General features: G+C 50.9%; 14 protein-coding genes and 1 tRNA gene. 9 read left to right on the top strand and 6 right to left on the bottom strand.

Translation table 11 applies throughout. The features are described 5' to 3' along the window. Positions 1-109: 109 nt before the first annotated feature. Entirely contained in the window at positions 110-991 is an 882-nt protein-coding gene (locus IR195_RS10415; protein ID WP_125753580.1) for an acyltransferase, read from the top strand. Positions 992-1,023: 32 nt separating this feature from the next. Beyond that, on the top strand, positions 1,024-1,872 hold the full coding sequence (locus tag IR195_RS10420; protein ID WP_216662326.1) for a LysM peptidoglycan-binding domain-containing protein: 849 nt from the start codon (positions 1,024-1,026) through the stop codon (positions 1,870-1,872). Positions 1,873-1,936: 64 nt separating this feature from the next. Here IR195_RS10420 and gcvT read toward each other — a convergent pair whose 3' ends face one another. Then, entirely contained in the window at positions 1,937-3,049 is a 1,113-nt protein-coding gene (gene gcvT, locus IR195_RS10425; RefSeq protein WP_206049702.1) for a glycine cleavage system aminomethyltransferase GcvT, read from the bottom strand. 93 nt (positions 3,050-3,142) lie between these two features. After that, entirely contained in the window at positions 3,143-4,552 is a 1,410-nt protein-coding gene (locus tag IR195_RS10430; protein ID WP_206049703.1) for an alanine/glycine:cation symporter family protein, read from the bottom strand. A 410-nt stretch (positions 4,553-4,962) separates the two neighbouring features. Between IR195_RS10430 and gcvH the strand changes: the two genes are divergently transcribed. Then, complete coding sequence (gcvH, locus tag IR195_RS10435) at positions 4,963-5,352, top strand: glycine cleavage system protein GcvH (RefSeq protein WP_206049704.1); 390 nt, start codon at positions 4,963-4,965, stop codon at positions 5,350-5,352. Positions 5,353-5,429: 77 nt separating this feature from the next. Then, positions 5,430-8,324 (top strand): aminomethyl-transferring glycine dehydrogenase, encoded by a 2,895-nt coding sequence (gene gcvP / locus IR195_RS10440; RefSeq protein ID WP_125748087.1) that lies wholly within the window; start codon positions 5,430-5,432, stop codon positions 8,322-8,324. Positions 8,325-8,376: 52 nt separating this feature from the next. Here the strand turns inward: gcvP and IR195_RS10445 are convergent, their stop codons facing one another. Continuing rightward, entirely contained in the window at positions 8,377-9,279 is a 903-nt protein-coding gene (locus IR195_RS10445) for a LysR family transcriptional regulator (RefSeq protein WP_125748090.1), read from the bottom strand. 174 nt (positions 9,280-9,453) lie between these two features. Here IR195_RS10445 and ppnN point away from each other — a divergent pair, with 174 nt between their 5' ends. From ppnN to IR195_RS10460, 3 genes are all read left to right on the top strand, one after another. Then, complete coding sequence (gene ppnN, locus IR195_RS10450; protein ID WP_125748093.1) at positions 9,454-10,836, top strand: nucleotide 5'-monophosphate nucleosidase PpnN; 1,383 nt, start codon at positions 9,454-9,456, stop codon at positions 10,834-10,836. 72 nt (positions 10,837-10,908) lie between these two features. Further along, complete coding sequence (locus tag IR195_RS10455) at positions 10,909-11,634, top strand: sulfite exporter TauE/SafE family protein (protein WP_206049705.1); 726 nt, start codon at positions 10,909-10,911, stop codon at positions 11,632-11,634. Positions 11,635-11,760: 126 nt separating this feature from the next. Continuing rightward, entirely contained in the window at positions 11,761-11,961 is a 201-nt protein-coding gene (locus IR195_RS10460) for a hypothetical protein (RefSeq protein ID WP_206049706.1), read from the top strand. Between the two features lie 116 nt (positions 11,962-12,077). Here IR195_RS10460 and IR195_RS10465 read toward each other — a convergent pair whose 3' ends face one another. After that, positions 12,078-14,801, bottom strand: coding sequence for a cation-translocating P-type ATPase (locus IR195_RS10465; protein WP_206049707.1), 2,724 nt, complete (start codon positions 14,799-14,801; stop codon positions 12,078-12,080). Positions 14,802-15,207: 406 nt separating this feature from the next. On the opposite strand from IR195_RS10465, the gene IR195_RS10470 reads away from it, so the two are divergent. Together IR195_RS10470 and IR195_RS10475 are read left to right on the top strand one after the other, a co-directional pair. After that, positions 15,208-15,567 (top strand): hypothetical protein, encoded by a 360-nt coding sequence (locus IR195_RS10470; RefSeq protein WP_146943420.1) that lies wholly within the window; start codon positions 15,208-15,210, stop codon positions 15,565-15,567. A gap of 78 nt (positions 15,568-15,645) precedes the next feature. Then, positions 15,646-16,398 (top strand): VIT1/CCC1 transporter family protein, encoded by a 753-nt coding sequence (locus IR195_RS10475; protein WP_125748105.1) that lies wholly within the window; start codon positions 15,646-15,648, stop codon positions 16,396-16,398. 147 nt (positions 16,399-16,545) lie between these two features. On the opposite strand, the gene IR195_RS10480 is transcribed toward IR195_RS10475, so the two are convergent. Further along, positions 16,546-16,622: transfer RNA gene (locus IR195_RS10480), tRNA-Pro, on the bottom strand. 125 nt (positions 16,623-16,747) lie between these two features. Continuing rightward, on the bottom strand, positions 16,748-17,557 hold the full coding sequence (locus IR195_RS10485) for an inositol monophosphatase family protein (RefSeq protein ID WP_206049708.1): 810 nt from the start codon (positions 17,555-17,557) through the stop codon (positions 16,748-16,750). Between the last annotated feature and the right edge of the window lie 10 nt (positions 17,558-17,567).

Below are 17,567 nucleotides of genomic sequence, written 5' to 3' on the forward strand. Positions count from 1 at the left end.
TGGGCAGCGTGGGCGTGATCCTTTAGCATTTACGCGGGGTTGCTATAGATTGGCCACCTATCGCTGGAATTGCACCACTAGTGTCATCATACGTAAAAGGAATCGTGGTATGTCTACTGCCAAAGGAGTCATCAGCCTACTGCTGCTGACGCTAACGACGCTGTTTTGGGGCGTACCACTCATTTTGTTAACGCTGCTAAAGGTCATCACCCCAGGTCGACGTCAAAAACAGAGAATTCTTGATGGCCTGTGCAGCGTGGCGCTCAATTGGATTGGCGCAAACCTGTGGTGGATGCGTCGGTGGATCAAACCTGATGTCACTATCAGCATTCCGGACTCACTCAGCCCACAGCAATGGTGGCTGGTTATTTCAAACCACCGCAGTTGGACAGATATCTTCATTCTGTTTATGGCATTGCATCGCCGCATTCCAATGCCCCGGTTCTTTTTGAAACATCAGTTAATTTGGATTCCTATCGTCGGACTGGCATTTTGGGCGTTAGAATTCCCTTTTATGCGACGCTTCAGTCGTGAGCAACTTGCCAAGAACCCTAAACTCGCCACTATCGACCGTGAATCAACTGAGCGCGTTTGCCGACAAGCTAGAAATGCACCCATTGCAATATTTAACTTTGTCGAGGGAACACGCTTTACCGTGGCAAAACGGGAAAAGCAACAAAGCCCGTATCGCCATTTACTGAGACCCAAGGCTGGCGGTGTCTCACAGGTACTTAGCCTGCTTGGCGACAAACTGGATGGAATTTTGGATGTCACCATCAGCTATGAAAATCCAACGCCCACTTTCTGGGGTTTTCTATGTGGAAAAGAAGCTTGCATTACACTTAACGCAAGGCAACTCGCCATTCCCCAATGGATGAACGAAGCCAACTATCACGAAGAACAGCAGCACAAGGAACGTTTCCACGCATGGATCAATTCACTCTGGCAGGAAAAAGACGCCTTGCTAGCCAAGCAAACCAACCACGATTAGTTCGGTGGCTAGCAGCCTGTGCGCTAGCAACGATGTTAGCGGGATGTGCAGGCTCTCCCTCCTCAAATGATCAAAATAATCCTGTGCCCAGCAGCACTGCCGGTCAAATAAACGGTGAATGGGTAGAGGTACAGCGCGGCGATACGTTGGGAAAACTTGCCAACCGAGCAAACGTTCCACTTGAGCGTCTGGAACGCTTCAATCCAGGAGTCAACGCTCAACGCTTAAACGTTGGACAACGTTTATTAATACCTACCCAGCAAGAGCGAGCGCCCTCTGGTGGACCCTATCGCTACCAGATCCGGCCTGGCGATACTTATTCAAGCATCGCGCGTCATTTTGGCACCACAGCTGGGCGTATACAGAGCGCCAATCCAGGCAGCTCGCCCACAGCGCTCAGGGTTGGCCAAATTGTCAGTGTACCGCTTAGTAGCGGCACTTCTCGCAGCTCCAGCACAAGTCGGCCAGCAGTAGCAGCACCGACGCCAAGCACAAGCCTACCGGCTTCTGCACGTCGCTGGCCTTGGCCCTTAGAGGACTACCGGATTGTGCGCCGCTTTGGTGCCGATAGCCGTGGTACGCTACAGCCTATGCTACTGGCCACCCAGGCAGGAGCCAAAGCCCAAGCAGTTGCGCCAGGTGAAGTGCGTTTTGCCGATGGAATGCGCCAGCTTGGTGATGTTGTCATTATTCACCATGCAGATAACTTGCAGACCGTCTACGCACTGTGTGAGCGTATTTTAGTCCGTGTCGGCCAGCAAGTAAGCGCAGGCGACCCGCTATGCGACGTCGGCCAAAGCAGCACAACGCAGCGCTACGATCTGCTTTTCGACCTGCGCCAAGGTGGTAAGCCGATCGACCCCCGACAAGTATTAAGATGACCTAAAAAAGCCCCTAACATCAGGGGCTTTTTTCATGAACGGTGGCTGTATTAACCGCAGTAATTTAACCGCGATAATAGCCTGGCTTCACAAACGGGGTAGGTGTCACCACCATCGGCAGCTGTTTACCTCTCACCAGCGCATAAACGGTGGTCTCAGGCGCTTCCCATTCACGCCCTACGTACCCCATGGCAATTGGCTTACCAACGCTTGGTCCAAAGCCACCGGAAGTGACAACACCGATTTCATTACCTTGCGCATCAACTAAGAGCGCCCCCTCCCTTACTGGTGCCCGCCCTTCTGCCACTAAGCCTACCCGCTTACGCGTGTGATCTTTCGCGGTTACTTGGTGCAGAATAAGATCCGCTCCAGGGAAACCTGCCGGACGCTCTCCACCGTGTCGGCGAGGCTTACCAATCGCCCAAATAAGCCCAGCTTCTACTGGCGTTGTCGTCATATCCATATCGTGACCGTACAAACACAGCCCTGCTTCTAGGCGCAGCGAGTCACGCGCTCCCAAGCCAATCGCTTCAACTTCGGGTTCAGCTAACAGTTGCTCTGCCAATGCCTGACATGCATCAGCAGCAACTGATATTTCAAAGCCATCTTCACCCGTATAACCACTTCGACTAATCCAGACTTCCTGCCCAGCCATTGTGAAGCGGCCATGCTGCATAAACGTCAGCTCACACGCCTCGGGGCACAGTCGCTTCATAACATCGCGTGCTTGTGGGCCTTGCAGAGCCAGTAGCCCTCGGTCGAGTACCTCAATGTGATGAGTAGCAGCAAGATTGGTGCGCAGATGGGCAATATCCTGCTCTTTACAAGCAGCATTGACGACCAAATAAAAATGATCGCCTGCATTGACGGCCATGAGATCATCGATAATACCGCCATCAGTTCCGGTAAATAGCCCGTAGCGCTGTTCACCTTTGCTTAGTCCCACTAGGTCCGCGGGGATCAGTGACTCAAGCGCCTTAGCAACATTATCCCCAGAAACCGTTATTTGGCCCATGTGAGAAACATCAAACAGCCCACATTGCTGACGTGTGTGCTCATGCTCTTTCTTAACACCTAATGGGTATTGCACCGGCATGTCATAACCCGCAAAGGGAACCATCTTGGCTCCTAGCGAAAGATGCAATTCATGGAGTGGCGTCTGTTTAAGGTCGGTCATGGGATTTCCTCGGTCGAGAAAGAGAAACGGGAAGCCATGACTGGCTTCCCGGCTCTATTACATCTTATCGGCCCGTATTACGTTGAATAGGGGTTACTTATCGTGATCCAACGCTTCACCAGGCAGCACGTCTTTGCCTGCAAAGTAATCACGGGTAAGCTTGAATACCACTGGCGAAAGTAGCGCCAGCGCGATCAAGTTCGGAATGGCCATCATAGCGTTAAAGGTATCCGCCATCAGCCAAATAAAGCCAAGTTGTGCGACAGCGCCCAACGGAATTGCCAGAACGAACAGCACGCGATACAGCATAATTGAACGTGTACCGAACAGGAACTGACAGCACTTCTCGCCGTAGAACGACCAGCCAAGAATCGTAGTAAAGGCAAACACAGCCAGGGCAACCGCAACAATCTGATTACCAAAACCGGGCAAGGCGGCGTCGAACGAAAGCGCCGTTAGCGATGCGCCCGCCTCACCTTCAGTCCATACCGTAGAGGTCAAAATAACCAGTGCCGTAATGGTACAAACGATGATGGTATCAATAAAGGTACCCAGCATGGCGATGAGACCTTGGCGAACTGGGTTTTTGGTTTGCGCGGCTGCGTGTGCAATAGGCGCACTACCTAAACCTGCTTCGTTCGAAAAAATACCGCGCGCCACACCAAACCGGATAGCCGCCATTACCGCTGCACCAGCAAAGCCACCCGCTGCTGCCATCGGATTAAAGGCATAATAGAAAATCAAACCAAATGCTTCACCAATTTGGCTTGCATTGACGATCAATACCAGCAAACCAGCAATCACATAAGCAATCCCCATGATGGGCACTAGTTTACCGGCTACTTTTGCAATGCGCTTAATGCCGCCAAGGATAACAGCCCCCGCCAGCACCATGATCACTACGCCAGTTAGCCAATGCGGAACACCAAAGGTAGATTCCATAGCATCCGCTACAGAGTTTGACTGTACGGTATTACCGATTCCGAAAGCCGCTACCGCACCAAAGAAAGAGAACAGCCCACCCAGCCAGAGCCATTTCTTGCCGAGACCATTCTTTATATAGAACATCGGGCCACCCACGTGGTAGCCAGTGCTATCGGTCTCACGATAGCGTACAGCAAGAACCGCTTCGGAAAATTTAGTGGCCATCCCCACTAATGCAGTGATCCACATCCAGAACACCGCGCCTGGGCCACCCAGCGCAATAGCCGTTGCCACGCCCGCGATATTACCCGTGCCAATCGTCGCAGATAGCGCCGTCATCAGTGCATCAAAAGGTGAAATCTCACCATCTTTGTCAGCAGATGTCTGGTCAGCATCTGCTTTACTAGGCTTAGAGTCGCGGCCCTTCCACATAAGCTTGAAACCCACACCGAGCTTTCTAACCGGCATTAGTTTCAAGCCAATCTGTAAGTAAATCCCTACGCCTAGCAGTAGGACCAACATTATCGGGCCCCAAACGACACCGTTAATTGCCCCTAGGAGGTTAGTTAATATTTCCACGTGTTTCTCCTTACCCTGTTCGTTAGCTCGTTTATTATGGGTACCGGGCAGTCAAGCTGCCTTGTTTTTGCTGCTGAGGTTATCAAACGTTTCCACCATAGCGCGTCTCACGCTTTGAAAAAACGCATAATTTGCATGTTTTACACCATTTTCCTAGTGCGCATCCATTGTCATGTCGCAACTCAGTAGAGAATGCATCTGTTTTCAAAAAAACTAGCAGATATAAAACATCAGGAAACTCGACGCGCTTTTTTTGCCATCATGGGGCGCTGAAGAAATTTGTTTCCGATTGGAAACACGTTAACATAGGGCGCAGATCGCCTGACATAGAACTGGCCAATAGTCGCCAAGGCGAACGACAGGCGTTAGTATGCTCCTGTCCAGACAACTGTTTCATAAAGGGAATCATCATGAGCAATCTTCCTGCCAATCTTCGTTATGCCGAAAGCCACGAATGGGTACTTGACCACCACGACGGTACCGTCACGATCGGCATTACTGATCATGCCCAAGAAGCGTTGGGTGACGTTGTTTTCGTTGAACTGCCAGAAGTTGGTCAGGCACTCAGCAAAGGCCAAGAGTTTGGCGTTATCGAGTCTGTTAAGGCGGCTTCTGACCTTTACTCACCGGTTAACGGTGAAGTTATCGAAGTGAATGAAGCACTGGAAGATTCGCCTGAGACAGTCAATGAAGCACCTTATGAAGGTGGTTGGATCATGAAAGTGCGCCTGACAGACACGGCCTTTGAAGGGTTGTTAGACGCAGATGCATACCAGGCAACACTAAGCTCAGACGATTAATTAGTCGGAAAGCCTGCGTACCGCAGGCTTTCTAGTTTCACCCTGCGCGGTTTTCTCATTACGTTCGGAACCCTCCCATGCCATTTGAAACACGCCGTTTGGCCGAACTGGCCGACCATGATGCTTTTATCAAACGCCACAATGGGCCTAGTCCCGCTGATGTCGACACCATGTTAAAAGCGCTCAATTTGCAGCGCATGGAAGATCTGATTGAGCAAACCGTGCCAAGCGACATTCGCCTTGACCGTGAATTAGCCCTGGATGTCCCACGCAGCGAAGCCGAAGCATTAGACTACCTAAGCCAGCTGGCGCGCCAAAACCGTGTGGCTAAAAGCTACATCGGCCAAGGTTACTACGGTACCCACATGCCAGCGGTCATACAGCGTAATGTGCTGGAAAACCCGGGTTGGTATACCGCTTATACGCCTTATCAGCCTGAGATCTCTCAAGGCCGACTAGAAGGCTTGCTGAACTTCCAGCAGGTCATTATGGATTTAACCGGCATGGAGCTTGCCAATGCTTCATTGCTGGACGAAGCGACTGCCGCTGCGGAAGCGATGGCGCTTTGCAAGCGCAGTAACAAGAAGAGTAAGTCAACGGCTTTCTTTATTGCCGATGATCTATTTCCACAAACAATAGACGTTATTAAAACTCGCGCGGAGTTTTTTGGCTTTGAGCTAATCAGTGGTCCTGCTGAAACGCTGGCGGAACACGATGTATTTGGTGCCCTGGTGCAATACCCTTCCGCCAGTGGCAACATCACGGACCTTTCTCCGCTACTAAGCGCCGCCAAAGAACGCGGCATCATGACGTGCGTCGCCACGGATCTATTGAGCCTCGTGCTGCTTAAAGAACCAGGCGCAATGGGCGCTGATATCGTTGTCGGTAACTCTCAGCGTTTTGGTGTCCCGATGGGCTTTGGTGGACCACACGCTGCCTTCTTTGCTACATCCGACAAGCTGAAACGCTCGATTCCAGGTCGCATTATTGGTGTCTCCAAAGATAGCCGCGGTAACACTGCATTGCGCATGGCCATGCAAACCCGCGAACAGCATATCCGCCGCGAGAAAGCGACCTCGAATATTTGTACTGCCCAGGCACTACTGGCGAATATTGCTGGCTTCTACGCCACCTACCATGGTGCAGAAGGTCTTCGCAAAATTGCAGGCCGCGTACATCGCCTCACTACCTTGCTAGCGGAAGGCCTTAAGCAAGGTGGGGTCACGTTAGCAAACGACAGCTGGTTTGATACGCTCCGTCTGACCCAGGTAGATGCGGGTAAAATTCATGGCCGCGCCATGACGCATGATATCAACCTTCATTACTTCGCCAATGGCGATGTGGGCATTAGCCTGGATGAAACGACAACGGCTCACGACGTCGCGACGCTGTTTGATGTGCTGTTAGGCGATGAGCACGGCTTGTCCGTCGCAGCGCTTGATGGACAGGTCATTAATGACGAGCTCAGCGGCATTCCTGCGCTGTATCGGCGTGAAAGCAGCTTTTTGGAACATCCTACGTTTACCCGTTATCGCAGTGAAACCGAGATGCTGCGTTATTTGAAACGTCTCGAAAATAAAGACCTTTCCTTAGCTCACGCTATGATCCCGCTGGGTTCGTGCACGATGAAGCTAAACGCTACCAGTGAAATGATTCCGATCTCCTGGCCTGCGTTTGCGCACCTCCATCCGTTCGCCCCTCGCGATCAAGTGGCCGGCTATCATCAAATGATTGATGAGCTAGCCGCCTTCTTAGTGGAAGTGACGGGGTATGACCATATCTCTATGCAACCCAACTCGGGTGCCCAGGGTGAATATGCAGGTCTGCTGGCCATTCGTCGCTATCAGGCAGCACAAGGAGAAGCTCATCGTAATGTGTGCTTAATCCCCAGCTCTGCCCACGGCACCAACCCAGCGTCGGCCGCCATGCTTAGCATGGACGTTGTCGTGGTTGAGTGTGACGCCAATGGCAATATTGACCTGGATGACCTAACGCGTAAAGCCGAGCAGCACAGTGATCGGCTATCTGCCGTAATGATCACGTATCCCTCCACTCACGGTGTATTTGAGTCCCATGTTCGCCAGGTTTGCGAGGTAGTACATCAGCATGGCGGCCAGGTGTATGTGGATGGTGCCAATATGAACGCTCAGGTAGGGTTGACGCGGCCTGGTGACTTCGGTGGTGATGTCTCACACCTTAATCTGCACAAAACATTTTGCATACCCCACGGTGGCGGTGGTCCGGGCATGGGCCCTATCGGTGTCAAAGCTCACCTTGCCCCCTTCGTTTCCAATCACGTGGTTACGCCTATTAATGGTGTTAATCCAGAAAATAGTGCGGTTTCCGCTGCAGCATTTGGCAGCGCGTCAATTCTGCCGATCTCTTGGGCATACATTAAGATGATGGGCGCACGTGGGCTTCGTGAAGCCACTGAGCTGGCTATTCTTAATGCCAATTATATTGCCAAGCGATTAGAGAGTGCTTATCCGATTCTCTACCGTGGCCAGAACGGCAATGTCGCCCACGAGTGCATCATCGATATTCGCCCGCTTAAGAGTGCTTCCGGTATCAGTGAAGAAGATATTGCCAAGCGGCTGATGGACTACGGCTTCCATGCGCCGACCATGTCATTCCCTGTGCCAGGCACACTGATGATCGAGCCCACTGAGTCTGAGTCACTCTATGAAATTGATCGCTTCTGTGATGCCATGATCGCGATTCGAGAAGAGATTGCGCGTGTCGAAAAGGGCGAATGGCCGCTGGATAATAACCCGCTGGTGAATGCCCCTCATACCCAAGCAGATTTGATGGATAGCGAGTGGCAGCGCCCTTATGACCGTAAGCTAGGCGCTTTCCCAACAGAGGCGGTTGCTGCGTCAAAATACTGGCCTGCGGTTAACCGCGTTGATAACGTATTCGGCGATCGGCAACTTATCTGTACTTGCCCTAGCATTGACGAATATCGCCGTTAATACTCACCGCATACGCTCTTAAGCCAACACACTTAAACGCCCTTGGCGCCCGTTATTCGGGCACCAGGGGCGTTTTTTCTTGCAGGCGTTGGTGATGAAAGCCCTCCAGCAGCTTTTCATAACGTTTCGGCAAGACTGAATCGCGCCGACGCAGCAGATAGAGCACTTCATTAATCCCTTGAGGCAGCGCCAAGGCTTTTACTTGGCGCTGCCAAGGAGAGGTCTCTAACACCAAACGTGACACCACGGTAAATCCCAACCCTCGAGCGACTGCATCCAGCACCATGCTCACTTCGTTAGTAAATCCCTGATGCCGAAAATGCGTCATTGAACGAAATTCGTCTGGATAATTAGCGCGCAGCAGTGCATTGGCGTGATTAATACCGTCGTAATAATTAAGAAAGCCTATGCCCATCAGGTCGGAAAGCGTGCTACCAGCGAAATCAGCAGGTACGACTAAGCATAATGGCTCTTTGTGCCATACCGTGCAGGTCAGTTCGGTATGGTTGACCTGCTCAGTTACGATGCCAATATCGTAGCGGCCTTCAAGCAGGTCATTAACGATTTCGTGATTAAAAGCAAAACTGTAGTTGACCGTTAAGTTAGGGTGCATCTGCTGCTGGCCAAGAATAAAAGGGTAAAACATCAACCCAACACTGCCAGGAGAAGCAATCCGGCATTCGCCGCTATCCAGTGAGTCGTCATCTAAACCATGGCGAAACTGCTCATGCTCGGCAAATAGCTTCAGCGCATAATCATAAGCCCTTCGTCCAGACTCCGTTAGCGTAAAACTTCTGCCCTTTCTCTCTATCAGCGGTTTATCCAAATAGCTTTCTAACTTGCGGATATGCTGGCTGACGCCAGGCTGCGTCATCTCCAGACGGCGCGCAGTTCGTGTGAAACTCCCTGTTTCCACTAACGTTATAAACGTCCGAAAATACTGGGCATTAAACATAATAAAGCGCCATCTTGACTAGCCACCGTGTGCTCTCAACGAAAGCACAGGGTAGCACAATCCGCCGTTTAACGGACGCTAAGGAGCACACTACCCTTATTGTTTTAATTCAGTTAGTAAAGGCCATGATAGTATGTGGTTTCGTTAACAATATGATTAGGGACAGCCAGACTAATGACGCAACCTCCAGTGCCGCGTGCCACCATTTCCAGCATTATTTCCCCGGAAGGCAGCCTCGAAGTGCTTTCCCAGCATGAGGTTAACCGCTTAAAAAGCACCTCTAAAAGTGGCTTGCATGATCTGCTACGCCGCTGTGCACTTGCGGTGCTTAACTGCGGCAGCCCAACGGATGATAGTTTGGCCATTATGGAAGCCTACAAAGACTTTGATATTGAAGTTTTACAGCAAGACCGAGGCATACGTCTTAAGCTAACCAATGCGCCCGCCGAAGCCTTTGTCGACGGACGAATGATTCGTGGTATACGTGAACACTTATCATCAATTCTTCGCGACATAGTTTATGTTTACAACGAGATCCAACACCACAAGCGGTTTGACTTAACCACGGGCGAAGGCACAACTAACGCCGTGTTTCATATCCTGCGCAAGGCGGGCACGCTAAAGCCCGGACGCGATCCAAGTTTGGTGGTGTGCTGGGGTGGCCACTCGATTTCCAGAGAAGAGTATGAATATACCAAGGACGTTGGTTATCACCTTGGCTTGCGTGATTTAGACATCTGTACCGGCTGCGGCCCTGGCGCCATGAAAGGCCCCATGAAAGGCGCTAACGTTGCCCATGCAAAACAGCGTCGTAAAGATGGCCGCTATTTGGGCATTTCTGAACCAGGCATTATTGCAGCCGAAGCGCCCAACCCTATCGTTAACGAGCTGGTTGTCATGCCAGACATCGAGAAACGGCTCGAAGCATTCGTGCGCTTAGGGCACGGTATTATTGTTTTTCCCGGAGGCGTAGGTACTGCAGAAGAAATTCTTTACCTGCTGGGAATTCTGCTTCATCCAAGCAATCACGATATTCCTTACCCGCTCGTGTTTACCGGCCCTGCCGATTCCGCTGAGTACTTTCAGAAAATCGATGAATTTTTAGTCTATACGCTGGGCGAGGATATCCGCCGCTACTACACGATTATTACCGGCAACCCTGTGGCCGTCGCACGTAAAATGCGTGAAGAGATTGACGCGATTGCCGACTTCCGCCGTAAGCATCAGGATGCTTTTTACTACAACTGGCGCCTTACCATTGCCCGCGACTTTCAGGCCCCCTTCGAACCCACCCATGAAGCTATGCGTGGTCTAGCGCTTCATCGTCAGCAGCCTACCCATGAACTAGCGGCCAACTTACGGCGTGCTTTTTCGGGCATTGTGGCGGGTAACGTTAAAGAACCAGGGATTCGAGCAATTGAAGCCCATGGACCTTTTGAGTTAACCGCGGAACCAGAACTCATGCAGCGCTTAGACGAGCTATTAACCTCATTTGTCGCCCAAGGACGCATGAAACTTGATGGACAAGCATATACACCCTGCTATGTTCTAAAGTAACTAATTTAGCGAATATCGATTTCATCAGGCGCAGCCCAACCGCGCTGCGCCTGATCCCCCAGGAAACTCACCGTGATTATTGCTCTTTTAACGCTGATCGCAGCAGGCATCATCAAAGGTGCTATCGGTTCTGGTGTGCCGGTCATTGTAGTCCCTGTACTCACCATGCTTTACGACGTGAAGCTGGCGATTGCCGTGTTAATTGCCCCCAACTTGTTCAGTAACATGTTACAAGTATGGCAATATCGCCACCATTTGTTACCGCTGCGATTTCTCGCCGCCTTCTCACTATCAGGTGGATTAGGCATTGTGCTGGGCACATGGGGACTAGTTGTGCTATCCCCCACGCTTTTATCGCTCGGGGTGGCGGCATCGATCGTGCTCTATTTAGTGATCAAAATAGCTAGGCGAACGCTCGCTCTTCCCTTCGCTATTGCTAACCGCATCGTACTGCCTGTCGGCTTATTGGCTGGCGTTCTTCAGGGTGCTGCAGGTATGTCTGCCCCCGCCTCTGTGACATTTTTAAACGCCATGCAATTGGAGCGCCGCGTATTCATCGGCTCTATCTCGGTGTTTTTTGTTGCTATCACTTGCGTGCAAATACCGGCGCTGCTGAGTGCGGAAATACTCACACGGGAACGCACGCTTTACAGCTTTATAGCGCTATTCGTCATTCTCGCCGCCATGCCCATTGGCGCACAGCTCGGTAAACGCTTACCGCACCGTTGGTTTGATAATCTCATCATGCTGTTGCTGGCAGGCATTGCAGTGAAAATTATTGTGGATGCTGCACTTTAACCCCTAGCGAGCGGCATACTGGGCAGAAAGGGGGCCAAACCGCTACACTAATGACGCAGTCATAACGCCTTGCCTAAAACCACTAATGGCAAGGTAGGAACCACCACCAAGGAAAGGATAAATAGCATGGAAATGATTGATCAGCTTCGGGATGGAAAAACCAAAGCATTCGCCAAGCACTGCTTTGAACGCTACTCCCCTGAAGAACTCAATGCAGCCTCAGAAGGCGCGCCGGATCTGGATGAAATGGCGCACTGGGAAATTACCGCCGGCCAATGGGAAGAAGCCGTTGCAGCCGCCCTTGCGGATCACCGCTCACAAGGCTAGATAGATTGCCTATGCTAACCTGAGCATGATGAGCGCCACCCGGGGTTTTACCCACTAGTGGCGCTTTCGGCTTTAAACAGAATGACAATTAGCCCATCCTCAGCCTATGTCTATGTCTATTTGCCATCGAGCATTCGCCAACCTGCCTTCTCAGCTTCAATTAACACATATATCATTCCACTGCTGACAACAATAGCTAGCCAATGCGCCATATTTAACCCTTCGCTATCAAAGATAAGCTGCATAAAGGGTAGATAGGTAAACGCCATTTGCAGCAGCATCACCATCACAATAGCGACCCATACCGGGCGACTGCCAAAAATGCCAGCAAACGACAAGGTACTATTAATTAAAAAACGACTGTTAATCAAATAAGCGGCACTGCCAGTAACTAGCATATTGACCGCCCCTGCCCGCGCTAACGCTTCGCTGCCCCCCTGGTTAAGTATCCAAGAGAACATGCCGAAGACGCCAACAAGCAACAGCACAGACACAAAAACCACTCGCCATAATAAAAACAGATCCAGCATCGGTGCTTTAGGATCTCTTGGCTGACGCGTCATTAAGTCTTTCTCCCCACTCTCAAACGCTAATGCCAAGCCTAGCGTAATCGCAACCACCATATTTACCCATAATGCCTGCAACGGTGTTACCGGTAGTACCGAGCCTGATAACACAGCAAGCATAATCGCCAAGCCCTGAGCAACGTTGGTAGGCAGAATAAAAGTGATCGTTTTACGAATGTTATCGTAAACTTTGCGACCTTCTTCAATTGCACTGACAATGGTGGCAAAGTTATCGTCTGCCAACACCACTTCAGAGGCATCTTTCGCCGCCTCAGTCCCCTGTATGCCCATAGCAACGCCGACATCAGCACGCTTTAAGGCTGGCCCATCATTAACGCCATCCCCAGTCATGGAGCAAACTCCGCCCCGTGCCTGCATCGCCTTTACTAAACGCAGCTTATGCTCTGGGGATGCCCGAGCAAAGACATCGATCTCTAGAATGATACTCTCTAATGCTTGGTCGGACATCGCTTCAATTTCTCGCCCGGTAAGCGCTTTCTGGGTTTGCGCAAAACCCAGTTGTTTAGCAATAGCCAGCGCTGTCGAAGCATGATCACCGGTAATCATAACGGGGCGAATACCCGCTTGTTGGCAACGCTTAACCGCCTCGATTGCCTCCTCTCGAGGAGGATCCAGCAAGCCAATAATTCCCAATAAGCGCAAGCCACCTTCAATATGGTGATGGTCAAGCTCATCAATCGTAGCGGCGGATTTATCGGCGATGGCCAGAACGCGTAAACCTCGTGAGGAAAGTTCGTGAATGCGGTTTTCCCACTCCTTACGATCAATAGCGGCGGTGCCTTTTGTAGTAGCAACGCTATCGCACATTTCTATCAAACGATCAGGCGCTCCCTTTACGATGATACGCTGGCCATCGGCTTGTGCATGCAAAGTGGCCATGTACTTATAGTCTGACTCGAAAGGAATCGCATCTACCCGCGGAAACTGCTGGCGCACCTCTGAGGTTTTGATACCTGCTTTTTCGCCAGCAACCACTAACGCGCCCTCTGTCGGGTCGCCGTAAATCTGATACTGCCCTGCCTGCTGTTGCAGCTCAGTGTCATTACACAGTACGCCAGCACATAAAAAGTCGCTTAACGGTTGGGTACTGCCCATATCAACACATTCAGTTTCTTGTTCACCGCTGGCACACAGTCGATAAAAATCCCCCTTAGGCGAGAAACCAATACCTTCGATAAGAAACTGCTCGTCACCCAGCCATACCGCTTGCGCGGTCATTTCATTGCGCGTCAATGTGCCCGTTTTATCCGAAAAAATAGTTGAGATGGAGCCCAACGTTTCAACTGCGGGAAGCCGGCGAATAATAGCATTGCGCTTCGCCATGCTTTGCACGCCAAGCGCAAGCCCAATGGTGACAATAGCGGGCAGACCTTCAGGAATCGCGGCTACCGCGAGACCAACAGCAGCCATAAACATATCCGCAGCGGGCTGGCCATGAAGGAACATGCCTAACAACGCGGTAATAGCCGCTGCACCCAAGATAAAAACTGCCAGCACCCTGCCTGCGCGATCAAGCTGCTGAAGCAGCGGCGTTTTAATTTTTTCCACACGGCGCAGAAGCTCAGAAATTTTGCCTATTTCAGTATAGCGCCCCGTCTCAACGACCAAACCACGGGCATTGCCTTGCACCACAATCGTGCCCGCAAACGCCATACTGCTTCGCTCCGCCAACTCCACATCTGCGCTCACTGGGTGTGCCTGCTTCTCCACAGGAACAGATTCCCCAGTTAAAGCCGCCTCGTCGGTACGAAAACGCCGCGCCTCAATAAGCCGCACGTCCGCAGGTATTCGGTCTCCACTCTCCACTAGCACAATGTCCCCAGGCACTAATTCGTCGGCAGGAATAGTAGTGCGCTTCCCGTCACGTAGAACATTTGCCTGAGGAGAGAGCATGTTGCGGATGCTATCAAGCGCCTGCTCTGCTTTTCCTTCCTGGATAAAACCAATCAGCGCAATCACGACCACCACTCCCACAATGGCCGCCGCATCGATGTTATGCCCAAGTAGGAAGCTGGCAACAGCAGCAAACAGCAGTATAAGAATTAAAATATTATTGAGCTGATCCAATAAACGCCGATACCAAGGCCGCTCTTGAGTTTGCTGAAGACGATTCGGCCCGTAGCGCTCTAAGCGCGCTTGAGCCTCAACGGTGGATAGGCCATCGGCAGTAGTGGCCAGCCGCGTAAGCGCTTGGTCTACCGAGGCACCATGCCACTCTTGAGAAGAATTCGTTGGTGTTTGAGGGTTTTTCATCCATAAGCTCCCTTGTTAACTATACGGTCAGCTTACCGCAACTTGCTGCACCGCAACACCGATAGTGCTTATAAACTAACAAGGAAATGATGCAACGCAAAAAAAGTCTCACAATAAAGACTAAGTGCACCGATAAAACATCACCAGGAATACGTCACATAGCTATAGCTGCCGGCTGTCATAAGCACAAGCCTTTGTTTTTATAATATATTTTTACTACAAATGAAAAATATAATATTAATATCACACTATTCAAATATGCTTGTCATACTTTAAAAATTACAAAAAAAAACAAAAACCATCATGACCATAAAACATGACCCTTATCAAATAAACAGTGATTAATTACAGTCAATCTATTAAGGGTGGCTATACTATTTATATCTGTCTAAGAGGAACCAACACAATGACAACGATACTGTTTCCCAGCCTGACAGCAAAGCCTGCCAGCGACGAACTAATGCTGGTGTTCTGGTATCAGCCTTGGGTGGAAACCACACATTCTGCCACCAAGCTACAACGGATCTGGCTCGAAGCAGCAAATCAAGCGCTTCGCCATGAACTGGATTTCATCTCATCGGTGGCTCCGATCTACAGCAAGCTAACCTACTGCATGCTCGGTTTTGAAGGGCCTCAAACCCTCTCGTCAATGGCAGTTTGCTACCACAACACTGCAGAAGAGATGGCAGAAGCAACGTTTAACCGCATACGCAAGGTATCAGAACTCAGCGAAGACTTACGTGAGCAGATATGGAGTGAGCTCTGAGTCATGGCTAAGCTAACTTGAAGGCGGAGAGCAATTATTCGATGCTGCTTTTAGCCTGGAGAAGTATGAGGCCTCTATATGCCAACCCCAAACCGTGAAAGCCTTCTCAATGATCATCACCCGGATGCAGTGCATAAGCGGCTGGCAGCTCCAGTAAAAGCATCAACGCTACCCGATGCTGTGCTCGGCGCTATCGATGGCTGCGTGACGACTTTTGCGGTCGTATCAGGGGCATTTGGCGCAGGCTTTTCACCACAGGTGGCGCTTGTATTAGGTTTCGCCAACTTAATCGCTGACGGTTTCAGTATGGCAGTAAGCAATTACGAAGCCGGTCAGGCCCAGCTAGCTCAAATCGCCAGCACTGAGCGTATCGAACGACAACATATCGACCTAGTGCCTGAGGGCGAACGCGAAGAGATTCGTCAACTTTTCCACGCCAAAGGTTTTGAAGGAGAACTACTTGAACAAGTAGTAGAAACGATATGCCGTGAACCAGATAGATGGGTGGCTACCATGTTACAAGAAGAGCATGGGCTTTCATCTGCTGGCCTTAACCCTCTGCGGGCAGCGTTAGTTACCTTTAGTGCTTTTTTGCTCGTGGGTGCTCTACCGTTACTTCCGTATACAATACCTAGCATCACTATCACGACACAGTTTCTAGCCAGTCTAGGGCTGGCTTGCGGCATATTCCTTGCTATTGGCATGCTTAAGAGCGCCGTCTACGGCCTACCGGCCTGGCGCTCAGGCATACGCACCCTTTCCATGGGTACCGCCGCGGCAGGACTTGCTTTTGCGACAGGCTCTCTCGCGCAGAGTCTATTAGCAGGCTAAACCTAGCAGAACTGGCGTGCTTAGTTAGCTAAGCATCGTGGGATCAGAAGGCTTCACAACTTATGCTAATGATTGCTAATCCAGAATTAAGCTTAAAAACTAAAAAACGGCCACCGCTGTAGTAGCTAGGTGACCGTTTTATCTGTTTGGTCGGAGTGACAGGATTCGAACCTGCGACCTTTGCAACCCCATTGCAACGCGCTACCAAGCTGCGCCACACTCCGATGCCTTGATTAGCAGCAATCGTTAACCAACATCGTTTGCCTCAAGACGGTGCGTATACTATCGCTTTCTTAACCAAATGAAAAGCTCTTTTTGCGCTTTCTTTTCAATTGCTTGCCGCTAGCAGCTAATCGATACCCTTAAGTAGCGATGCCATGGCATCGTATACCTTGGGCGTTGTGACGAGTAGTTGCTCTGGGTAAAGGTCAGCTGGCACGCCGTCGGGCACCTCCGTTAAGTGGCCCACCTTCGCGCCTGCTTCACGCGCAATAACCCAACCCGCAACAAAGTCCCATGGTGAAACGCTTTCGTAATACGCGTCTAAGCGGCCACAGGCGACATCGCAGAGATCAATTGCAGCAGCGCCATTGCGGCGAACATCCTGACAGTTCACCAACACGGCTTCCAAACGTGGTAGAAGCTGTTTACGAGCCTGCTTATCGTAGGGAAAACCGGTAGCTACCAGGGTACTTTCAAGCGTATCAGCTTCGCTAGGCTTAATTGATTGCTGATTGCAGTATGCACCCAACCCTTGAGCAGCACTGAAGGTGTCACCCAAGAAAGGCGCATGAACAACGCCCACTTTACCGATGCCACTCTCTATCCAACCAATCGACACCGCCACATGGCGCAGGCCTTGGGCAAAATTGATGGTTCCATCGATAGGATCTACCACCCACAGCTGCTCAGCGGGGGCATGCAGCGCCCGCTCAGGGCTCAACTCTTCACTTAGCCTTGCTTCACCAGGAAAATGCTCCTCTAAGCGCTGGCTAATCAGCGAATCAACTGCCACATCAACATCAGTAACTAGCTCAATGCCAGCTTTTAAATGTTGTTTAAAGTCTTGTTGTTCACGGGCGCGGAGAATCATCTGCCCCGCTTCCTCGGCAATACATACCGCCAGCGCCAGCCGCTCTTCTAAAGTGTAGACCGCCATTAACGTTCCT

This window comes from Vreelandella venusta, assembly GCF_015689495.1.
Classification (GTDB): Bacteria; Pseudomonadota; Gammaproteobacteria; order Pseudomonadales; family Halomonadaceae; genus Vreelandella; species Vreelandella venusta.